This is a genomic window from Neorhizobium sp. P12A (assembly GCF_008365395.1).
Lineage (GTDB): Bacteria > Pseudomonadota > Alphaproteobacteria > Rhizobiales > Rhizobiaceae > Rhizobium.
In genome coordinates, this window is sequence record NZ_QOVX01000031.1 from 14,820 (window position 1) to 34,086 (window position 19,267).

General features: G+C 57.3%; 24 protein-coding genes and 3 pseudogenes. 11 read left to right on the forward strand and 16 right to left on the reverse strand.

Annotation, left to right across the window (positions count from 1 at the left end; translation table 11 throughout):
* Positions 1-77: 77 nt before the first annotated feature.
* Positions 78-257 carry a hypothetical protein gene (locus tag DTW90_RS34440; protein ID WP_149344407.1) on the reverse strand — a complete coding sequence of 60 codons (180 nt, stop codon included), beginning with the start codon at positions 255-257 and terminating at the stop codon, positions 78-80.
* A gap of 536 nt (positions 258-793) precedes the next feature.
* Here DTW90_RS34440 and DTW90_RS37445 point away from each other — a divergent pair.
* The 3 genes from DTW90_RS37445 to DTW90_RS34455 all read left to right on the forward strand — a co-directional run bounded on the left by DTW90_RS37445 (position 794) and on the right by DTW90_RS34455 (position 2,758).
* Positions 794-958: a hypothetical protein gene (locus DTW90_RS37445; RefSeq protein ID WP_165928046.1), complete on the forward strand. Its 165-nt coding sequence runs from the start codon at positions 794-796 to the stop codon at positions 956-958.
* 1,117 nt (positions 959-2,075) lie between these two features.
* A complete protein-coding gene (locus tag DTW90_RS34450; protein ID WP_149344411.1) occupies positions 2,076-2,306 on the forward strand; it encodes a hypothetical protein in 231 nt (76 codons plus the stop codon).
* Positions 2,307-2,419: 113 nt separating this feature from the next.
* Complete coding sequence (locus DTW90_RS34455) at positions 2,420-2,758, forward strand: hypothetical protein (RefSeq protein WP_149344413.1); 339 nt, start codon at positions 2,420-2,422, stop codon at positions 2,756-2,758.
* Positions 2,759-2,876: 118 nt separating this feature from the next.
* On the opposite strand, the pseudogene DTW90_RS34460 reads toward DTW90_RS34455, so the two are convergent.
* The 3 genes and pseudogenes from DTW90_RS34460 to DTW90_RS37450 all read right to left on the reverse strand — a co-directional run.
* Positions 2,877-3,417: pseudogene (locus DTW90_RS34460) on the reverse strand (alcohol dehydrogenase catalytic domain-containing protein); the annotation flags it as partial.
* A 76-nt stretch (positions 3,418-3,493) separates the two neighbouring features.
* Positions 3,494-4,438, reverse strand: a complete 945-nt coding sequence (locus tag DTW90_RS34465) for a PAS domain-containing protein (RefSeq protein ID WP_246665164.1) — start codon at positions 4,436-4,438, stop codon at positions 3,494-3,496.
* Positions 4,439-4,570: 132 nt separating this feature from the next.
* Complete coding sequence (locus tag DTW90_RS37450) at positions 4,571-4,939, reverse strand: hypothetical protein (protein WP_188080162.1); 369 nt, start codon at positions 4,937-4,939, stop codon at positions 4,571-4,573.
* Here DTW90_RS37450 and DTW90_RS37455 point away from each other — a divergent pair.
* Positions 4,938-5,114 (forward strand): hypothetical protein, encoded by a 177-nt coding sequence (locus DTW90_RS37455; RefSeq protein WP_188080163.1) that lies wholly within the window; start codon positions 4,938-4,940, stop codon positions 5,112-5,114. The genes DTW90_RS37450 and DTW90_RS37455 overlap by 2 nt on opposite strands.
* Positions 5,115-5,122: 8 nt before the next feature.
* Here the strand turns inward: DTW90_RS37455 and DTW90_RS34475 are convergent, their stop codons facing one another.
* Positions 5,123-5,314: a hypothetical protein gene (locus tag DTW90_RS34475; RefSeq protein ID WP_149344417.1), complete on the reverse strand. Its 192-nt coding sequence runs from the start codon at positions 5,312-5,314 to the stop codon at positions 5,123-5,125.
* Positions 5,315-5,510: 196 nt separating this feature from the next.
* Between DTW90_RS34475 and DTW90_RS34480 the strand changes: the two are divergent.
* Positions 5,511-5,720: pseudogene (locus tag DTW90_RS34480) on the forward strand (GrpB family protein); the annotation flags it as partial.
* An 80-nt stretch (positions 5,721-5,800) separates the two neighbouring features.
* On the opposite strand, the gene DTW90_RS34485 reads toward DTW90_RS34480, so the two are convergent.
* The 5 genes and pseudogenes from DTW90_RS34485 to DTW90_RS34500 all read right to left on the reverse strand — a co-directional run bounded on the left by DTW90_RS34485 (position 5,801) and on the right by DTW90_RS34500 (position 9,951).
* Positions 5,801-7,075, reverse strand: a complete 1,275-nt coding sequence (locus DTW90_RS34485; RefSeq protein WP_188080164.1) for a prolyl oligopeptidase family serine peptidase — start codon at positions 7,073-7,075, stop codon at positions 5,801-5,803.
* 176 nt (positions 7,076-7,251) lie between these two features.
* Positions 7,252-7,500, reverse strand: a pseudogene (locus DTW90_RS38195) (ASCH domain-containing protein); the annotation flags it as partial.
* 30 nt (positions 7,501-7,530) lie between these two features.
* On the reverse strand, positions 7,531-7,695 hold the full coding sequence (locus DTW90_RS38200; protein WP_348642684.1) for a hypothetical protein: 165 nt from the start codon (positions 7,693-7,695) through the stop codon (positions 7,531-7,533).
* Between the two features lie 71 nt (positions 7,696-7,766).
* Positions 7,767-8,489, reverse strand: coding sequence for a DJ-1/PfpI family protein (locus DTW90_RS34495; RefSeq protein WP_149344423.1), 723 nt, complete (start codon positions 8,487-8,489; stop codon positions 7,767-7,769).
* A gap of 511 nt (positions 8,490-9,000) precedes the next feature.
* Positions 9,001-9,951 carry a helix-turn-helix domain-containing protein gene (locus tag DTW90_RS34500; protein ID WP_188080165.1) on the reverse strand — a complete coding sequence of 317 codons (951 nt, stop codon included), beginning with the start codon at positions 9,949-9,951 and terminating at the stop codon, positions 9,001-9,003.
* A 416-nt stretch (positions 9,952-10,367) separates the two neighbouring features.
* On the opposite strand from DTW90_RS34500, the gene DTW90_RS34505 reads away from it, so the two are divergent.
* The gene (locus tag DTW90_RS34505; protein ID WP_132528136.1) at positions 10,368-10,580 is read left to right on the forward strand and encodes a hypothetical protein; all 213 of its coding nucleotides are present in this window, start codon (positions 10,368-10,370) and stop codon (positions 10,578-10,580) included.
* A 585-nt stretch (positions 10,581-11,165) separates the two neighbouring features.
* A complete protein-coding gene (locus DTW90_RS34510; RefSeq protein ID WP_149344425.1) occupies positions 11,166-11,378 on the forward strand; it encodes a YceI family protein in 213 nt (70 codons plus the stop codon).
* A 284-nt stretch (positions 11,379-11,662) separates the two neighbouring features.
* Here DTW90_RS34510 and DTW90_RS34515 read toward each other — a convergent pair whose 3' ends face one another.
* Entirely contained in the window at positions 11,663-12,490 is an 828-nt protein-coding gene (locus DTW90_RS34515) for an oxidoreductase (protein ID WP_149344426.1), read from the reverse strand.
* Between the two features lie 95 nt (positions 12,491-12,585).
* Between DTW90_RS34515 and DTW90_RS34520 the strand changes: the two genes are divergently transcribed.
* Positions 12,586-13,506: an AraC family transcriptional regulator gene (locus DTW90_RS34520; protein WP_149344428.1), complete on the forward strand. Its 921-nt coding sequence runs from the start codon at positions 12,586-12,588 to the stop codon at positions 13,504-13,506.
* Between the two features lie 383 nt (positions 13,507-13,889).
* On the opposite strand, the gene rpsU is transcribed toward DTW90_RS34520, so the two are convergent.
* Together rpsU and DTW90_RS37460 are read right to left on the reverse strand one after the other, a co-directional pair.
* Positions 13,890-14,129, reverse strand: coding sequence for a 30S ribosomal protein S21 (rpsU, locus tag DTW90_RS34525; RefSeq protein ID WP_132528132.1), 240 nt, complete (start codon positions 14,127-14,129; stop codon positions 13,890-13,892).
* Positions 14,130-14,510: 381 nt separating this feature from the next.
* Complete coding sequence (locus DTW90_RS37460; RefSeq protein ID WP_188080166.1) at positions 14,511-14,657, reverse strand: hypothetical protein; 147 nt, start codon at positions 14,655-14,657, stop codon at positions 14,511-14,513.
* A 328-nt stretch (positions 14,658-14,985) separates the two neighbouring features.
* Here DTW90_RS37460 and DTW90_RS34535 point away from each other — a divergent pair, with 328 nt between their 5' ends.
* Positions 14,986-15,177 carry a helix-turn-helix transcriptional regulator gene (locus tag DTW90_RS34535; protein WP_149344430.1) on the forward strand — a complete coding sequence of 64 codons (192 nt, stop codon included), beginning with the start codon at positions 14,986-14,988 and terminating at the stop codon, positions 15,175-15,177.
* A gap of 68 nt (positions 15,178-15,245) precedes the next feature.
* On the opposite strand, the gene DTW90_RS34540 is transcribed toward DTW90_RS34535, so the two are convergent.
* From DTW90_RS34540 to DTW90_RS34550, 3 genes are all read right to left on the reverse strand, one after another.
* Positions 15,246-15,458 carry an acetyltransferase gene (locus DTW90_RS34540; protein WP_132528128.1) on the reverse strand — a complete coding sequence of 71 codons (213 nt, stop codon included), beginning with the start codon at positions 15,456-15,458 and terminating at the stop codon, positions 15,246-15,248.
* A gap of 199 nt (positions 15,459-15,657) precedes the next feature.
* Positions 15,658-15,846 carry a hypothetical protein gene (locus DTW90_RS34545; RefSeq protein ID WP_132528127.1) on the reverse strand — a complete coding sequence of 63 codons (189 nt, stop codon included), beginning with the start codon at positions 15,844-15,846 and terminating at the stop codon, positions 15,658-15,660.
* Between the two features lie 202 nt (positions 15,847-16,048).
* Positions 16,049-17,275 carry an MFS transporter gene (locus DTW90_RS34550; protein ID WP_132528126.1) on the reverse strand — a complete coding sequence of 409 codons (1,227 nt, stop codon included), beginning with the start codon at positions 17,273-17,275 and terminating at the stop codon, positions 16,049-16,051.
* 332 nt (positions 17,276-17,607) lie between these two features.
* Here DTW90_RS34550 and DTW90_RS34555 point away from each other — a divergent pair, with 332 nt between their 5' ends.
* A complete protein-coding gene (locus DTW90_RS34555; RefSeq protein ID WP_132528125.1) occupies positions 17,608-17,853 on the forward strand; it encodes a hypothetical protein in 246 nt (81 codons plus the stop codon).
* 145 nt (positions 17,854-17,998) lie between these two features.
* Positions 17,999-18,844 carry an alanine--tRNA ligase-related protein gene (locus tag DTW90_RS34560; RefSeq protein ID WP_149344432.1) on the forward strand — a complete coding sequence of 282 codons (846 nt, stop codon included), beginning with the start codon at positions 17,999-18,001 and terminating at the stop codon, positions 18,842-18,844.
* Positions 18,845-19,267: the final 423 nt, after the last annotated feature.

Sequence of the window (19,267 nt, forward strand, 5' to 3'; positions counted from 1 at the left end):
TCTTTACCGGATACATCACGTCATCAATCCGGTACGAACAACAACGTGAGGTCGATCACACAGTCGATCTTCGATCTTTAGGCCTGCAGACGCGCGACGATCCTTGCGAAATCATATGGCTTCGAGAAAAACTCGGCCCTGGGAGGGAGATCGACTTCGTTGGATGTCAGCCGCCCCGATGCGACGATAATGCCGGCCTCCGGGAAACGCTGGGCAACGATATTCGCAAGATCGACGCGCGAAAGCCGACCCGGCATCTGGATATCGGTTACACAGCAGATGATTGGTCTGCGCGTTGACAATTTCGAGCGCTGCATCGACTGAACCCGCTTCCCACACGAAGCCAGCCTCCTCCAGAACATCAATGACGGTCAGGCGGAATGCTCGTCTTCGACCACGAGCACTTTGTACATTCACTATCCTCATTGCAAAGCGTTAATCCGCCCGATGTGCTAAAGTTCCTATACCGAAGGCATCTTAGGCAGCCCGCCGCGTCGGGCCAAAGGTCGGTCACCGAGCATAACGCTGTGAGCCATAGCATCGTGGCAAGCAAAGCGGCGACGGTCACCACTAGGTCGACGGCCCATCAGCACAGCACCGAAGAGCCTGTCAGGCAGGTTTAGGCGAAATTCTTTAGCAAATACACACATAAAGTGCGCGGCCCTTCAGCTGACCGATTCCGGCCTGTTGGAAACGGTCACCATCTGCAGTGGATTGGCTTTGTCGAACGCGTCCTCGACTGCGGGAACGGCATGGCCGATGGGACGTTACCACTTCGAACAGGAGACTTTTCATGGCCAGATATCTTGATACTCGCGTTCAGGGCGGACAACCGCCTCCTCCGGACTTGCCCACACGGATCCGCACCAATCCCCGTATAAAGGCAGTGTTGTGGTCCCTGGCGGCGGCATCTGCAGGACTGATTGTCGTAGCGCTGGTCGTGACCCATGTCCTATAAAGCCAACGCTACCCTTACGGATGGCCAACTGACTGATCGACGCTACCAAGCACTGGAGTTCGACGGAACATGGCAGGTCATCGACCGTATGACGGATCTGCCAGCGGCGTCGGCTGGACGCGATTTCGTAGAGCTCTGCAAGGACGACGCCTTGGAGATTGCAACGGAACTCAACCGCTGTGAATCAGAGGGTTCGCCAAGCCCACTGATTTAGCCGCCGTCAGGCGTGGTCGTGAGAACCGCATTCCAGGATGCGCACGGCGTACGGCAATCAAAACAGCCGTCTGAAATTTTCGACGCAACTAGGCAGCACGCAATGTCGAAGAATTCATTTGAAGACAGCGACGTGAACCAAGGCGGCCCACTGGACTACGATTAAAATACCCAAAATGGGCACGGCTCCGGCTGCAGCCGACGAAAGGTCACGAACTCTTGCGCAAGGAAGGATGGGCGGGCCGCGGACGCAAGCCAGGCGGCGGCAGCCGTTCGCAAAGCCGTGAGGCCGACGACACCACGCTCTGGCCCCTCAATCGAGAGAGACCTGATAATGATCGCGGCGGCAATATCTCGGCTTTTTCATCGCTCGACTGACAAGATGACCTCGCCTACCGAGGCAGATCGACGCGGGTTGTGATGAAGAGTTCTGGCGGCGAATGTCAAATCAAGATTTGGCCGGCATTCAGAAATGTGGCTGCGATAACCGGCGCAGGTCCGGGAAGCTTGCCATACGGAACGGAGACCTCCGATAGAGGCAACGACCCGGTCGATGCGCTTCAGCCGAGCGAACAATAGGTGCAATCTCCGAATCCACTTCATCCACCAGTGCGTCTTTTTCTCGGTCATGAGTACCGCGCAGCGAATCCTTGTTCGCCGTCTGGCTGGCTCATGCTCTTCCGAGCTGTATGAGAGCCAAGCTTGCATCGAAGACCGCGCTGTTTCTCAAACGTGTTGGCGGCCATCGATTTCGGCACTCCTCTTCACCATGGAGCTAGTTGTGCTCTGCCTGTCGAAGCCCTGATCTGCGATCTTTTCGACTGCATCCACTTTTATGAGGAACAATGCATAGACGAGCTGGTTGTCGAGTGAGGCCAATCATGGTCCTCATGGAGGAAACACAATGGCCAATCAAAGCGGCTCATCCGATCAGCATTCGAAGACAGGATCGCAGAGCCATAAGGATTCGGATTCGAAGAGTGGATCCGACGACAAGCGTGGCGGATCGCACGCCGATCAGAAAAAAGCTTCCGGCTCCGGATCGGATTCCAAAAGCGAATCGGGCGGTACGCGTGGCGGCTCACATGAGCAGCATGTAAAAGCTGGCGAGCAGAGCCATAAGAATAGCAAATAATAGCGTTGAAAAGAGAGCAGTCCGCCCACCGCGGGCCGCTCTCGCAGCCATTTGCGATGTCGAATCCCATCTCCCCGTAGTGGCGGGCAATAGCACCGAGGAAGTCCGACCCAATGACAACCATCAAAAACGAGCAGGTAACGCCGCTTGCGCCTACAGAAGCAAGACAAGCTGCATTGGGTAAGTCGGTGCTCATCGTACTTGTGGCTGCGTTGGTCCTTTCCGCACTTGGATGGCTCGGCGTTGAAATGTGGGGCAGGCATATCGATCCAGACAAATCTGCAACGTCCACTTCCGCGCCAGGCGCATCGGGCAACCCGAGCGCAAAGCCAGCGGATACGGCGCCGGGCGGTCAGACCCCGCAGTCGACAACGATCGACAAAAGTGAGAACAATCAATTAAGCATCAAAAGTACGCCCGCCCAGCCGAGCCGCGACGGCGTTCAGAACTAGGCGATGTCATTTCTCTGTCTATCCCGTTCTACTTGGAAGCTGTGTTGGACACGGCTTCATCGGCGTTCTCATCGCGTTCATCGCCCCAGTGTTTGCTGGCGTGGCTCCCACGGTGACGGTGCAGGTTCTCATCCGTGTAATCGAGTGTCTCGGCTCCGGCCTCCCGAGCCAGCGCGAGCCGCTCCAGGACGGTGTCGATGGCGATGACGCGCTGGGCGTCAAGAAGGAACGCGGACTTTATGGCGAAGAGACCCACGGGTCCGCAACCGAAGACTACGATCGTTTGGCCCTGCTTGATGTCGCAGTTTTCCGCAGCCATGTAGCCGGTCGGAAAGATGTCGCTCAAGAACAGCAACCTGTTCGTCGCTTGGGCCTTCGGGGACCTTGATTGGGCCGACGTCGGCATCGGGCACTCGCAGATACTGCGCCTGGCCGCCCGGAAAGCGGCCATACATGTCCGAATAGCCAAACAACCCAGCGGTTGGACATCCGATCTGCGCGGCTTGCTTGGCACCGGAAGGATTCGACCGCTGACACAATGAAAACAGGCTGCGCCGGCACATCGAGCATTCGCAGCATGAGATCGTGAACGGCACGACCACACGGTCTCCGACTTTAAGCTTGGCGTTGTCGCGACCGACCTCGACTACCTCGCCCAAGAGGGCAATCATTTCCTCAGGAGATCGAGGTCGATCGTCACGCCGTCATCTCTCCAGTTCCGCGTGATGGATCCGCTTAACGTTTTTCGATCAGGGCACCAAGGATCACAGTGCCGAAGCCGCCCGCGTTACGCGCAGCAGGTTTCCCACCACGTTCATCCCAGCTGAAATGAAGACGGTCGTCTTCGCTTCCCGTTCCTGAGGCCCACGTTATCAGAAGACGTCCTTCGCCAGGGCGCGACAAGGATCCATGGGTCAGGGCATTGACAGCGAGCTCATGGATGATGAGCGAAAGCGGCTGGACCATTTTCGGGGACACGAGAACTACGGGTCCCGTCAGCGAGATGTTCGAACCGACGTAGCGCGATATCTGTGCCTCGACGATCTTCCGGATGTCGACCGCCTGCCATGCCTCGCTTGACAACAGGGCATGCGCCTGTACCAGCGAATGAACCCGCTGTTGCACGGCCGACGCGTAGGCCGCCGCATTATCGGTGTTGCTGAGCCGGACGATGCTGTCGACGATGGCGAGAACGTTCTTGGCGCGATGGTCGACTTCCATCAGCAGCCGGTGTTCGGATGCCTCCAGCGCCTGGACCTTCCGGTATGCCGTGACATCGATCTGCGACCCGAAATAATAGGCAATCTGCCCGCCGTCGTCGAAAATCGGACTGAGGTGCAGCTGGTTCCAGAATGGCGTGCCGTCCTTGCGGTAGTTCAGCAACTCGACGTCGACATCTCTCTCGCCTGCGACGGCGTGCCGTATCTCGGCGATGGCCGCCGGAGATGTCCCCTCTCCTTGCAGCATTCGGCAGTTGTGCCCCAGCAGTTCGTCCGCAGCATATCCGGTGAGATCCAGGAACGCCTGGTTTGCGATCACCATTGGATAGTTCGGCTGGCGCGCATCGGTGAGCACCATTGGCATCCGCGTCCGCTCGAAAGCAACCGTGCTGAGCTTCTTTGTGAACGAGCTGGCCTGATGGAGAGGGAACGACGGGTTGGTCGCCGTGGATGGGGACATCTGAAGCCAACTGCTTACCTCTCAGGTTCGGTAAATCGGAAAACTCCCAAGTATGTCAAAGGTTTCGTGGCGACATCGCGTTTCACGCGCCGTCTTGCGGTCGTAGACAGCAGTACGGATTTCTGCAATTGTCTAGGGATAGATGGCGCTGGCCGCCGCGACAGTTTTCATCTCGATCCCCGGGGTGCCCCCCTCGGAGTCGTCATGTCCCGGGTACTTATTATCGAAGACGAAATGCTGATTGCATTCACGTTGCAGGCGATACTCGAAGATCTCGGTCACGAAGTTGCGGGTGTTGCCGGGCAGCTGGACAAGGCGCTGAAATCTGTTGAGGCATTGGACTTCGACGTCGCAATCCTCGACTTGAAGCTCGGCACGGAGATGACCTGCCCCGTTGCCGATCTGCACGTGGAACGGAAGAAGGCGTTCATCTTCTCCACCGGATTCGGCGAAGCTGAGGTAAGCGACCGCTGCAGCCAGCCCGTCCTTGAAAAACCCCATGACGAAGCTCGATTGGGCGAACTATCGCACGGGTTTCCTAGACGGCTCGTCCTCGCAGCGGCGACGTCTCGACGAGTGCGACTTCGAAGCACTTTTCTCCGCCATGACTCCTCCGCCACTCTCGTTCATCTCCCGCCAGTCGCCTGCTTCCGTACCCAGGCACGGTCAGGTTTGAGACGCGGGCTAGTTGTTTGAAGGTTCCTCTACCGCGTCGTCTTCTGCGGGATCCCGATCGCGATCGTACGCGGCTCTCAGCACTTCTAGTTCCCTTCGGATCGCGTCGTATACCTCGATCTGCTTTGCTCCCCTCACGACGAACGTGTCGATGAAATCTTCAAGCCCTAGCTGCACCTCGTCCCGCCAATCGCCGCTCATTGCCACTCCTCCGACGAAAGCAGTACGCTGCGGCACAGCAGACTCCGGGTCGGCCAGCGTGTCGAGTCATTCGGTACGGACATTGGGTTCCTCCTCGCATCTGTATTGCGCTTGCTGGAATTAATTCAAGCGCAACTCGATCTAGCTACTGCTCTTTGCGGACCGCTTCTGAAAGCTTGTATCCGGCCGTACCCATCATGTTCACATGTGGGTAGAGAGCCACCCGGACATCGAAAGGCATCTGCGTTTTAGGAACTACCTCAGATCGCATCCGGACGAGGCGCGCGCTTACGAAGTATTAAAACGCGAGCTGGCGAAGCGCTTTGTATCGGACACCCTTTCCTATTCCCACGCAAAGACCGAATTCTGTGAACGAATTGACATACTCGCGCAGAGCAAAACATAAAGACTATTCCGGCAATATCGCGTCAACAGCGGAGGGTGCTGAAGCGCGCCCTAAAAGAACTGATCCGTTACGAGAGTGTGTCACGCTAGGGTCTTGTCTAGCCAGTTAAACACACGCAGATCTCTCAATCCGTATCCTGCTGGCTCGCAGTGCAGGTCCGCCCCATCGGATGCCGAGAAGGGGATCAGCGTCTTGGGGCAGGTCAGCAGGTCGTAGAGCCGACCCGACTGCCCGGGCCAGAATGCCTCGTTGGCTGGCTCGGTGATCAGCATCGGGCATTCGATCTTCCCGATCACCTCAGTGAGATCATAGTCCATCGTCGCTTTGAAAACGTCGAAGTACGATGTCGAACCATAGGGCCGCATGCGAAAGGCTAGGGAATTCTTGGTCGCCGGGCCCAGCATCTTGTTCATGTACCCATCGAACTCATCCTTGCGCCCAGCCTCCAGGAGTTCCATCATCGGCGGCGGCAAAGTGGCAGTCCACGAAGCGGAAACGTCGACAACGCCGGGATCAGCGATGGCGGCTGCGATCCTTTTTTCAAAAGCAACGGCACGCGGCACCCAGTATCCGCCCTGGCTGATGCCCTGAACAGCGATCCTCTTCGGATCGACGCCCTCGCGGCTGAGCGCGAAGTCGACGACTGGGGTGATGACAGGTTCCCAATCGGGCCGGAAGCTCAAGCCCTGCTTCCACAGCGCGTAGCCCTGCCCGGGCCCGTCGAAAGTCAGGCAGTCGTAGCCTCGGGCTGTCGCTCCGGCCGCTCCAAGCATCCACATGTCGAGGGCGGAGCCGTCGCTTCCGTTGACGAGGATCAACAAGGGCCGCTTCTCGCGACTGCTCTTTCCGCGAAAATAGAACCCGCGCAGAGCGATGCCTTCATATGGAATACTGACCTGTTCGATCGGCGGATCGAAAAGAGAGATCGACGTTAGCCAGCAATCGTCCATCAACTGCCATGCGGTCGTGATCCGCGTCGGATCGCCTGTGCCGTCCGCGAAATAGGTGGCGCTGTCATAGTAGTTCTGCGCCCAAAGATACGCTTGGCGGGCGCTTTCGACATGGCCGGCTTTTTCCGATTTCTCGGCCAAGGCGCGGGCTTCATCTCCCGCCGCGATCATAGCCTGGTACGCGCTCTCGAAGTTGCCGTCCTCGATTTGCTTGATGAGATAGAGCACCTTGCCGACGTTTCCGCCCTGGTGATAGGCGCGCCCGAGGCTGGTCAGAAGCACGAACTCGAAGGCGGAATTCTTGAAGAAATAGCTCGTCTGATGAGCCGCTAAGGGAGTTGTTGGCAGGTTGGCCGATTGCCGCGCAACCCCCTGGGCTTCGGCAGTGGTCGATCTTACACTCATTCCCGCCCCCATCCCTGCAGCGATCATTCCGAGACCAAACTGCTTTCTGGTAAGTCTCATTGATGCCCCCGGAAATGCGCCCAACGGGTGTTAAAGAGCTCTCCCAGTTTAACATCTTGACACACCGCGGGTTAGGTCCACTAAAGCAGTATGATTGGTGCGAAGCCCCTCTGCACTCAGCCGCCATCCGAGGAATAGGGCGGCGTTTCGATTATCGAAATCAACCGGAATGTTTCGCACCACAGCAACATGTCAGGTCGATAGACACCCGTCCGCTCGAAATATTGCCGGTGCGAGGTCCGCCAATGGTCGAGGCTTAAATCTCCCTCTCCTTCCCGTGCTGCAAAGTCTTGGTTGACCTGATCAAACGCCATCTGCTCAATCGAGATTGTCTCCAACACGGCTCTGGGACGACCGCTGCCATCACAGACAACAGATCGGCAACCGACTTCCGTTTATTTTCCTTCCTCGACAGACCAGCACGTCGCGGTCTTCATACCGCGTAAAACGAGATCGAGTAACCGATCAGCAAGAACTGGTTCGTCGCCGAAAGCAAAGCGATCCAACGTTTCCCATTCTTTTTCCCATGAGCATCCGCAACGCTGCTTCTCGCCGATCATATTGCAACCTCAGTCAAATCCGCGGCCTTGCCCACTCAATCTCTTTCCACCACGTGGATCGCCGTTGATGCCTAGCTTTTGTGCTCATTGGTCAAAGCCTCAAGTGCCCTCTTGATCCCGGCGCGGGCATTTTCGTTTCTCTGAACCATCAGCGAAATCGCCGCATCCGGTGCTTTGTCAGGATGGCCGGCTTCGAAGGGAGGTGATGGATCGTATTCGATTCCGAGCTGAATGGCCTGAGCGACGTCCTGCCCGGCAAGTTCGGCCACAATGCTGAACGCGAAATCAATACCAGCCGTGACGCCGCCGGAGGTGAAAACGTTGCCGTCCCGTACGACACGTGCTTTTTCGCGGACCGCACCAGTCAGAGGGAGAAGGTCGGCATAGGCCCAATGCGTCGTCGCCCGACGTCCCTTCAACAACCCGGCAGCACCTAGAAGGAACGAACCGACGCACACCGCGGTGATATAGCTAGCTTGGCTGCCTTGCCGACGAATGAAATCGACTGTCTCCAAATCCGCCAAGGCGTCCACCACACCCGCTCCGCCGGGAACACAGATTAGATCAAGCGGTGGACAATTCTGGAACGTGCAAGTGGGCAGGAAGCCAAGACCACGATCACTGGATACAGGCTGCATAGTCTTCGCGACAACGTGGGTCCTTGCATGCGAATACTTGCTCGTCGCTGAAAGCGACGGAGGCGTGCCAAGCCTGCTCAGAACTTCAAAGGGACCAGTGAAATCAAGCTGTGTGATGCCTGGAAAAATCAGAAAGCCGATGTTGAATTCGGACATGTGCCCCTCCCCGCTTGGCGCGGAGACAGCCTCGCACACCTGCACCGTTCGCGCCAGCAACGATGCGCCAGCACCGCACAGTGCGGCCGGAGCAACATATTTCATTTTGAGACATCTCGAAAAGCGCCAACAACACTTATCGACCAGCCTTGGAGGCGCCGGATCATTACCGCGACCGAACAGACTGGAGATTGATGATGCACTTCCGACTTGATCCCTTCTCGAAGTGCCTGATGCCGAGCGGATCTAGAATGTGCTCCGGACGTTGAACGCCTGTGGGCTCGATTACGCGGCAGCAGGCGGGATCAACTTTGCGGTTGCCTCTCCGAAATCCATCCTCTCGGTACTCGGTTACTGCTAGCAGGCCCCGAACGCACAGCGGCTCATGGTAACCCTTTAGGTCCTAGCCGAAAGGAGACGGGATTGTCAGGCAACGTTGCCATTTCCAAAGCATTACCCGCACGATATGTCGATGCTCTCGGGTTGGCGCAGACGCCTCGTCCAACTTCGACTAATCGTGGTCATCCAATCCCTGGAACCAACGTTCGAGATCGGAACCACCTGCTTCCAGCTCGGCGTGCCGTGAGTTGCCATTCGCACCCACCTGTTTGCGCAAGGCGGATGGAGGATAGCCAAACTCGCTTACGAACGAGCGTCGGAAGTTTCGTTCATCTGTCAGACCCCGCCCCTTCGCAATGTCGGCTAGCGATCGTGATGCGTGTTTGCCTGAAAGGATGTCGCTGCGAACTGCGCGCAGTCGTGTTCGTTTGATGACGCTTGCGATATTCGTGGTGTCGCCCATGACCCGATAAAGCTTCGAACGCGACATGGCGAACTCGCGACAAATGAGGTCAGGGCCAAGGTCCGGATCGGCCAGCCGTCGCGCCATATAGCGTCGTATCGATCGAACGAGATCTTCCGTTGTTTCGACTCTCGGGAGCGCCGGGGTCGCCCCGCCGAGGCACGTAGCCAGAAACACAAGGCTCGCACGTGCCGCACACGTGGTCTCCCGCGGTGAAATTGTTTCCGACAGCCTATCGAGCGACCGCAGGAGCCCACCTATCAGAATCGCCTGAGTTGATTCGGGCTGGAGCACGCGAGCGTCGAACCTCGGCGACCAAGCCATGTAATTGTCGAGTATGGCCCGAGGAATAATCAATGCCAACCACTCGGCTTCTTCTTGCAGAACCACATCCATCGGCGAAGCCAGTCGCGAGATCACGACCGCTCCTGCACCCGCCATGACCCTGCGACCGGCAACCTCTCCGGCAATTCGACCGCTCTCGGTCAAATTGATCATGACGTGATCTCGGCTGACGTTGCGTGCCATCTGCCTGTCGCGCACGTAACGAAACTCGCCGGATCGCACGCGCATAGTGCGTAAATCACCAAGAGCGAGGGAGGTGAAGTAGCCGGTGAACGTTTCCGGGTCGGGAATATGTACCTTGCCTGCAGCGCTCATCAGGTCTTGCCATAGGGCGAGCCGCTCAGCGGGGCTCGTGTTGTTCCGATCGAGTTGGAGAAACATATGGCGAGGCGTCGAAGACATGAGTCCATTGTCCACTTAACAGGGCAAATCATCCTATTCGCGCAGAAAAAATAGATCAACTTGCCCGGTCATTCTCTTTGGGATTGACGACGTACAGTTCGAGTGGAAACCGTCAACCTAGCTCGTCGCGAAGTGTCGAAAGCATCCATGAAGTCCACCCTCCTAGCCCCCTCTTCAAAACGGCAACAACGAGAAGTACCGCTTATCTTGTTGCATTTTTCTCACCCGCTTTCATCCTCACCGGCCGAAATCGCAACGTCTCCGGGACACCGCGATACTGCAGCGCGTATCTGACCGAAACAACGATGGTCGAGGAGCCTGATATCAAAATGTCGAGCCTTTCCGGCTATGAGACACACGAGGGGTTGTCGGTGCGCGTGGAGATTTTCCAAATCGCCGGCACCGACCATTGGTGGCTGGAGGTCATCGATACGAACGGGCGTCTGACGCGGTGGGACGCACCGTTTGCGTCGGAAAAGGACGCCTATCTCGAATTTTGCGCGACTGTTGTCATCGAGGGGATGAGGGAGTTTACACAATGACGGTCAATGGAGCGCCCGACGTTCACCTCCGCCGCGCGGTCGGGGCACTCGACGACAGCTCGACAACGCCTTCTGCCAACGATGTCTTGCGATATCGGATCGAAACCCGGCGAACCTGGTTCGGTCGATGGTTTTACATCATTCATCTCACGGAGCACCGAAGCCTCCCTAGTCGAAAATTCAAGACGCAAGAACAAGCGCTCAGCGAGGCTCGCGAGATGCTCTCTTACATGCGATAATAGCGGGCAACGCTGCGACGACGATACTGATGGCCGTGGCCTCAGTCCGTCCGACGCTTGAGTGTCAAACGAACTCTCTGAAAGGTCTACCCCTATGGGCAAAGCCGATAAAGCCCCATCAAATGGAGGCCCGTTTTTGTGCGCCAACGCGCTGTGGATATCTTCGCATTCGTCACGTTTGTCGGCATGCTGACAATTGGCTATGCCACCCCATGTTCGCGCCCGCCGGTAACGTGTGTCTTTGCCGTGTAGAGAACGACGGAACCTGATCCCCAAGATTTCCTTGAACGCGCCTGCGCAGCGGTACCTCGCTGCCCCTGAGGCATAAACGACCACGGGCGGTCGCATGGCCCTGACCATTCGCGGCGTCAGCAAGCCGGTGACCCTCAACGTCACGCTCAACAAGGCCGGCGTCCATCCGATGACCAAGGACGATGCGGTAGGCTTTGATGCCACGGCGACATTCAAGCGCTCGGATTTCGGTATCGAGACCTATCTTCCCTATATCGGCGATGAACTCAGCGTCGATATCTCCACGGAAGCTCACGCAACAAAGTAATGGTGGCAGGCAGGCGCTTCCAATTAAGCCTCTGCCGGTTCACTTTAAAGAGCGAGCGGGTGTGCAAGCGACCTCGATGTGCACGCCCACTGAAGCTGGACGACGAGAACGGCGAAAGGGCCTTTGGAACACCTCAGGCTGGAAGCGCCCAGCCGATCAGCAATTCTGAGCCAGCATGTCACGGCTGAAGGGCTCCAACGCCCCGTCCCGAACACGATTGGCCCGATCGGGTTTGGGGATCATGGCACGGCTGCCAATCGCACTGGTCGAAGCACTTTACGCAGTCAGCCGTCAGTCGAGATGGTCACAGATTTCCACGCCTCGATCTCCTGCTTGAGGCGGTCTATACGGTCCGAGACGTGCTGCAGCGCATCGCTTCCGAGTAAAAGCTGCGGTGGAGGATTGTCAGAATCTATCAGATTCAAAACAACTGACGCTAGCTTCTCAGGGTCACCGAGCTGCTTGCCGCTCTTTTCCTGGCGGGTGCGCCGGATTGGATCGAACAGCGTATCGTAATCCGCAATGGACCTCTCCGTGCGGATCATCGAGCGGCCGGCCCAATCCGTTCGGAAGGAGCCGGGGCAGAGCGCGGAGACATGCACGCCAAATGGTGCCATCTCCGATCGCATGACTTCCGAAATGCCCTGCAGCGCAAACTTGCTGCCGCAATAGTAGGCAATGCCGGGCATGGTGATCATCCCACCCATTGATGTGACATTCACGATGAAGCCGCGACGCCGCTCCCGGAAGCGCGGCAGGAAGGCCTTGGCGACCGCAACGGCTCCGAAGACATTCACGTCGAACTGGCGCCGCATCCCTTCGAGCGATGACTCTTCAAGGATCCCTTCGTGGCCATAGCCGGCATTGTTGATCAAAACATGGACAGGTCCGTGGTCGTTCTCTACCTGGTCGACAACGTCGGGTATCCGGTCGAATTCGGTAACATCGCAGAGGACGGAATGGACCGCCGGAAGCCGTTCCGCAAGGCTTGTCCGCGATGCCTCGGAGCGGACGGTGCCCACGACCGTGTGGCCCTGGTTGCTTGCTGCGGAAGCGATGGCAAGACCGAAGCCCGAATTGGCGCCGGTAATGAAGAAGGTCTTGTGAGACATGTTTGACTTCTCTTCTTGATTGGTTGGGCCTTGACTAATAATCTTGGAATACGGATGCATCGATTGCAAAAACTATCAAAGGCTTGCCAATTTCTATGAATATGGAAAGCAATTATACGAAGCGCCAGGAGCTGGTGGAGCTGGCCGGGCGCCTTGCGCCACATCAGGGATACAATCCGACAGGGCTTCATGGCGTCCGCATCCTCAGGACCAGCGCGGTGCTTCATGATGTTCCTGTGCTCTATAGGCCGGGAGCGGTCTTCGTACTGCAGGGCCGCAAGCAGGGCATGCTGGAAGGCGAAGTCTATCTCTACGACGAGGAGCATTATCTGGCGGTGTCGGTGCCTGTTCCATTCCGCATGGAATCCGTTGCCAGTGCGGAGCGCCCCCTGCTTGCGGTCTATGTCGAGTTCGATATGACGTTGGCTGCCGAGATCGCCTCAAAAGTCCAGGTGCGCAATCCGGGACCGCCGGCCGCCAAGGCCAAAAGTCTGATGTCCAGTAGAATGGCGCCCGCGATCGAGGACGTCGTGCTACGCCTGCTAAAAGCGCTCGCCGATCCGGTCGAGGCTGCCTTGTTGGGCGCGGGCATTTTGCACGAATTGCATTATCGGGTTCTCGTCGGCCCGCAGGGCGCCGCGATGATTTCCGCATTGCAGCAGAGAGGCACGTCTGGGAAAATCGTACAAAGCATCGCCCGGCTGCGCGAGACCTATTGCTTAGAGATCTCAATTGTTGCGCTGGCCAATGAAGCGGGCATGAGTGTCCCTTCCTTTCACGCGCATTTCAAGGCGCTGACAGGCACCAGCCCGATGCAATATGTCAAGGCCATGCGACTTCACGAAGCCCGGTTGGTGATGGCACGCCAGGACACGACCATAGCAGAGGTTGCTCTGTCCGTTGGTTATGTCAGCCCCGCCCAGTTCAGCCGCGATTTCAAGCGCCTTTTCCGCCGGACACCATCGCAAGAGGCGAATTGGGTTCGACAGCACCTCGGAGAGCTTGCCGCGGGGTGACGGCACAAGCATTCGGTCATCCAAGATCTGGCAATCCAGATGCGGATCGCCTGCCGGACCCGTCGACTTATTGAACCAGCTTTGAAATATGCGGCTCCGGCGGCTCAGTGGCGACGTGACCCCTGGACGTCAACCCGGCAATGACCGCGAGAACTGCGACCGCCAGGTAGATTGGGGTCCCTTTGGGTTTTCGGTCCGCTATGCAATGCCTCGTCAACTCCAGCGAGCGCGAACGTTCAGACATCTTGATCCTTTCGCCTTGGAAGGCGCCTGTGTAACCGATCAATGACAGCTAATAAACGTCCAGATTCTCTTGGCTCCATTGCAAATGGCGAATACCAGTGGATTTCATCGATCATCGCCGCGCCAGCTCCATCCCTGGCCTACCGCCTGGATTTGCTTGGTCTCTTTGGCTTCGCAATCAATCCCTCGCGCTCCATTTGCTTCCGCATCGCCTTCCGGGCGCGACGCACGGACTCTGCCTTCTGGCGCGCCCGCTTCTCGGATGGCTTTTCGTAATGTTCGCGCTCACGCATTTCGCGGATGAGACCCTCGCGCTGCATTTTCTTCTTCAGAACACGAATGGCCTGCTCGACATTGTTGTCGCGTACATCTACTCGCAAGTTTGTCCCCAAAGTTCGTGGTGAAAACACGTCGGCGATACTGTCAATTTTGCCGTCTTATGCAAGCGGATACTGGCTGACGTCAGCCTAAACTCGAAGTCGTCGCGCGATTGACCGCGCCTTGACATTCCGCGAGTAGCGGACATCGCTCGTTCCGGATTGCATCAGCCCATGTCACGCTTGCTGTCACGCGACGCCACATCGCTTTCGTGCTTAAGTCGCCGCCGCAACGACAACCGTCTTGCTTGGACATTTTTCTTGTCGGGGACGTTTCGATGAAGAAGGGCCTGATCGGTATTGCTATCTTAATCGCCGCCGGCTGGGGTGCTGTCGGATTTGTAGCCTTCGCCCACGTCCTGTGACGATGCGGCCGGTCAACTTTCAGCTGCCGCTCGTCATTTGGCTAGTAGCCCGCGATGCAATCGCGGTAAAGTGCAGGCTTCTGCTGATTTCCAACAGCACCTGGTCGCGCTGGTTGACCGACAGCGTGGAAAACGTCTTGGCGCCGGTCGGTTCGAACTGAGCCATAACGCTACTCCGATGGGCGGGCAGCTCCTCTGCAGCACATGCATGCCTCACGATATTGAAGTTGCTCGTGCACTTTCCCACATATCAGGCAATCCTAAAAGATGGTCGTCATGGTAAGCAGGCTCAGAAAGACTCTGACCGTGCGAGAGCGCGCGGCAGCATTCGAACACACCAACAAGGTCGCGGTGGACGCCGTTCAAGAAGAACGCCGTCTCCGCGATGAGAAGAATGAACGGCTTCGCAAGCTACGGCTTGCCGCAGTTCGGAATACCCCCCTGAAATAAGACCCGGTTTTCGCCAGGTCCGATATTCCCATTCGGAGATTCAAATGGATCAATTCTCTATGAAATTGACTACGGCTGCTTCGCGTCGTCGGCAAGCGCGCCTGGCCAGAGGCTATACCCTTGAAGAACTTGCAATCACGACCGGATTGACGGTCGCCGAGATCGCAGCTGCGGAAGAGCCGGGCAATGAGGCGCCCGAGCAGCATGTCGTCCGGATCGAACACGTGCTTTATTAGAAAACAGCCTCTTCGGAGGTCGCCGCCCAGGGAAATGACGGGCGATGTCGACCAGCCTTCGGATGCAATCAATTTCTGCTGTTCAGAAGTTCTCTCAGTCGGTGCTGATCCGTGACGCCGATCTGAAACCAGGTCAGAAGCTCGCGAGCGGCTTCCTTTGCTTCTCCGCCTGATGGATCGACCATCCGTTCACGGCAATAGTCCCTGATGAGAGACTGGACCATGGAGAACTCTTCCGGTCCAAGCGGCTGCCCGCCGCGGCTGTCGAATGCCTGAAACATCGCACTCTCCTCGCATGAGCGTTCATGCATGGAAAAAACCATATGCCTATCGTGCGACGTCGCAATTGCATTTGACATACGCTGGATCACAAAGGTGAGAGACAGACATGGAGGGCGACCGCCGTCCATACTTCGCGCGCGGCAGGCAGGGGCCGATCCCTTTCGGAAAGATCATCGGCCGCAGCTGAATCGAACGCCGCTAGCGAAACTTCGGCTGCTTCGACGTGTGGTTCGCATGTATCTCATGGAGAGGCGCGTGGCTGCCGAGCAACTTGCGAAGCTTGCGCTCCTCATCCGGCGAGATGCCCAACCTCCGGCAATGATCGGAGACGCTATGGTCCTTGGGGCCGGGTGTGTGGACGTGGCGATTGTCCTTCGAATGCGACATGACTTCATCCTCCTGACGAGCAAACTCCCGCCGAGAATAGTTATTTCAGTACTAACTAAAATTCAACAGCGCTTCATGAGTGAGATCACACCGGATATAGGGGATCACCCTCCCGCTCCATGCAGAGGAGCACCGACATCTCTCTCCTTCGGTGCCCCTGCCCTAAAGCGTGATCCGAGAGGGCGCCATCCGGTTGCAGTGGTTATCGGGTCGCTTCGAGCCTAGGCAACAGAATGGCGAGCAGTCCCGCGATCGGAAAAACGGAGCAAATTTTATAGACGCTCTCGATCCCGATACTGTCGGACAGACCTCCCAGAAAAGCGGCAGCCACGCCACCGATAGCGAAATTGAGGCCGTAGAACATGCCGCCGATCAGGCCGATCCGCTTGGGGACCAGGTCCATGGCATAGATCATGATCGATGCGAACGCGCTTGCCATGATCAGATTGATGACCACAGTGAGAACGCCCGTCCAGAACAGGTCTGCATAGGGCAGCAGCAGCGTGAAGGGCAGCGGCCCGAGCACCGAAATCCAGATTATTCGGTAACGACCGATCCTATCGCCGACAATGCCACCCAGAAGAACTCCGGCGGCCGACGAAATGAAGAACACGAACAGCATGATTTGCGACGTCGGGACCGACACCCCGAAGCGGTCGATGAGATAGAACGTATAGAAAGAGCGGAAGCTTTCCAGGTAGGACAGCTTTGACGTCATCAAAAGCGTCAGTACTGCGAGGCCGATGATAACCGTCTTTCGCGGGTACTCGGATCGAGCATGCCGACCATTCTTGCTGCGGGCCTCGAACTGCGACTGGATCGACCAATATTGCCGCGCACTCCAGGTTAGCAGCATCATCGCCAGCAGAACCATCGCCGTGAAGAAGACCAGGCTGTGCCGCCCGTTTGAGACGATGAAGATCGCAGCACACAGCGGACCGAGAGCGCCGCCGACCTGTCCGCCCACCTGGAAAATCCCCTGTGCCAAGCCCTGCCTTCCACCGGAGGCGTATCGCGCCGCGCGCGTCGCCTCGGGATGGAAAATGGATGACCCGACGCCAACCAAAGTGACCGAAGCGAGGATCGACACGTAGGACGACGCATAGGCGAGGCTCACAAGACCAGCGAGCGTGAACGCCATTCCAAAAACGGCGGAATAAGGCATCGGACGTCGATCAGTGTAAAGACCGATCGCGGGCTGAAACAAAGCTCCGGCAATCTGAAAGACAAGGGTGATGACACCGATCTGGACGAAGTCGAGTGCGAATTCGGTTTTCAGGATCGGATAGACCGCCGGGATCAACGATTGGATCGTGTCATTGCAGAGATGCGAGAGGCCGAGTGCCGCCAAGACCGAAAGATAGACCCTGGGACGTGAAGAGATTTGAGCGTCCGCAGGTCCGGTCGCGCTGGGAGTCGTCGCTGTCATTGCTTGATCCGAAGGTTGGGATAGTGCCGAGGCTTACACTGGCCCCGGCTCGATTTGGCCGAACTTCAGCTTTTGCATATTTACGTTTGCTCTACAATCGATCAACGTCAGGTAGATGTTTCAGGCATTCTTGTCGTCGCGAGCGTCATGGTGGGCGCATTCAGCTTCGCCGGCTGCCCCTGCTGAAACTACCTCATTGACCTGATTGCGGCCTGGCGGAGGTCTCTGTCTTCACTTTCAGCGTATCAATGTGGCGATGGATATCTTTGATTAACCTAAAGCCCCCTACCCTTCAGCCTGTTGTAAGCGATTCCTGAAGAAGGGAGACTTCGATGTCCGACGAGGCACGCGAGGCTGAGGGCTCGGCCGTTCATACCGACCATTTTTGCGAATATCCCGGATGCAGCAAATGGGGCGCACATGGCTACGACGTGCACCCTGCCGGAACCCAGTGGTTTTGCTATGAGCATCGTTGGATGGACTACAAATTAGGCAAAGGCCCGCGCACGTTCTTTGAAGAAGAGGCCGCAGGCATTGACGCGATCATGATCGAACCCCGCGCGATCGGCAGCAGGTGATTTAGCTGACCGCTGGACCTTCAGATCGATCGCGAGGCTAGAAACGACGACGCGATCGCCGATCGATTGCGGTTTACAGCCCAGCCCACTATATTTCCCGGAGGCACACAAAGCAAAGGAGGTTGCCTATGTCATCGCGGGACGCCTGATCCAGGAATACCAAGACTTCTGCCTTTCCAAAGGCATTCATTTCACACGCATACAATCCGTACGGCCGCACGATAACACCACGCTCTTCTGCAGCGCCGGAATGCAGCAGTACAAATCCCTCTTCTCCGATCCCTCCCATAGTGGAACCGTCGCCAACAGCCAGGCCTGCCTGCGCATGGGAGACCTCGACGAGATCGGCGACGGAACGCACTTCCTCCACTTCACCATGCTCGGGCTTTTCTCTTTCAGGGAAATGACTGTTGGTGACGCCATCGACTTCTGGCTTGAGTTTCTAGGAAGCCTTGGCCTCGTGCCTGACCATGTCACGATCCATCCGGACCGTTTGGAAGAATGGAGCCGGCTCTATCGTAGTCGCGTCCCCATCGTCCCAGATGACGAATGCACCTGGAGCGACGGCAGCATCAGCGGATATTGCACCGAGTTCTACAAGGACGGCATCGAGATCGGGAACATCGTCAATCCGCTTGGGACCTGCATCGACGTCGGCTTCGGTGCTGAACGCCTCGACATGATCCTGAATGGCACGCCGCCCGCCGACGCCCTTGCCACGCTACGCGAAACCGTCATGACGACAGTGGAAAGCGGCTACCACCCGGGAAACAAGGAGCAAGGATATGTGTTGCGAAAGCTCCTTCGCCGCATCCACGTGATGGGCGGAACGCTGGACCATCCCTATTTTGACCAGGAAGTCGAGCGGCAAGAACGATTGCGATCCAAGTATCTGCGCCTTCGGAGCAAATATCCCAGCATGAGCCCGCAATGGTGGTTCGATACCCACGGGATCGATGTTGCCGACATGCAGGCAGTTGCCGGGACATAGCCTCATCGACGGTCGGGGCGGCAAAAGAGGTCATCTGAACGGCCTCTTTCGCCGTTTCGAGCGGGATCCGGCGATTAGAAATTCTCTTGCGGACTGATGTCTCGAGACTCCCAGTGCCATTCCACGTTGCCGGGTACAAAGCCTATTCTGCTATTTCGCCGTCCCAGGCGGCGCCTGGATCCCGAATTCGGGGTGAAAGGATCCATATCCTCTTCAAATGCGTCGAAGCTTTCCCGCCAACGCGGGTCGACCGGATGACCGGAAGTGAGCATCTGTCGATATTGTTGTTCAAGGAATTTGCGGATCGTGTCCATTGGAGTGGTGTAGCTGACGGCTGATTGCCGTGCTTTCCGACGTCGGGTCGGAGGGGATGTCAGCGTGCCACAGCGGGCAGACTGATTTGCGGATCATCGCTCATTTGGG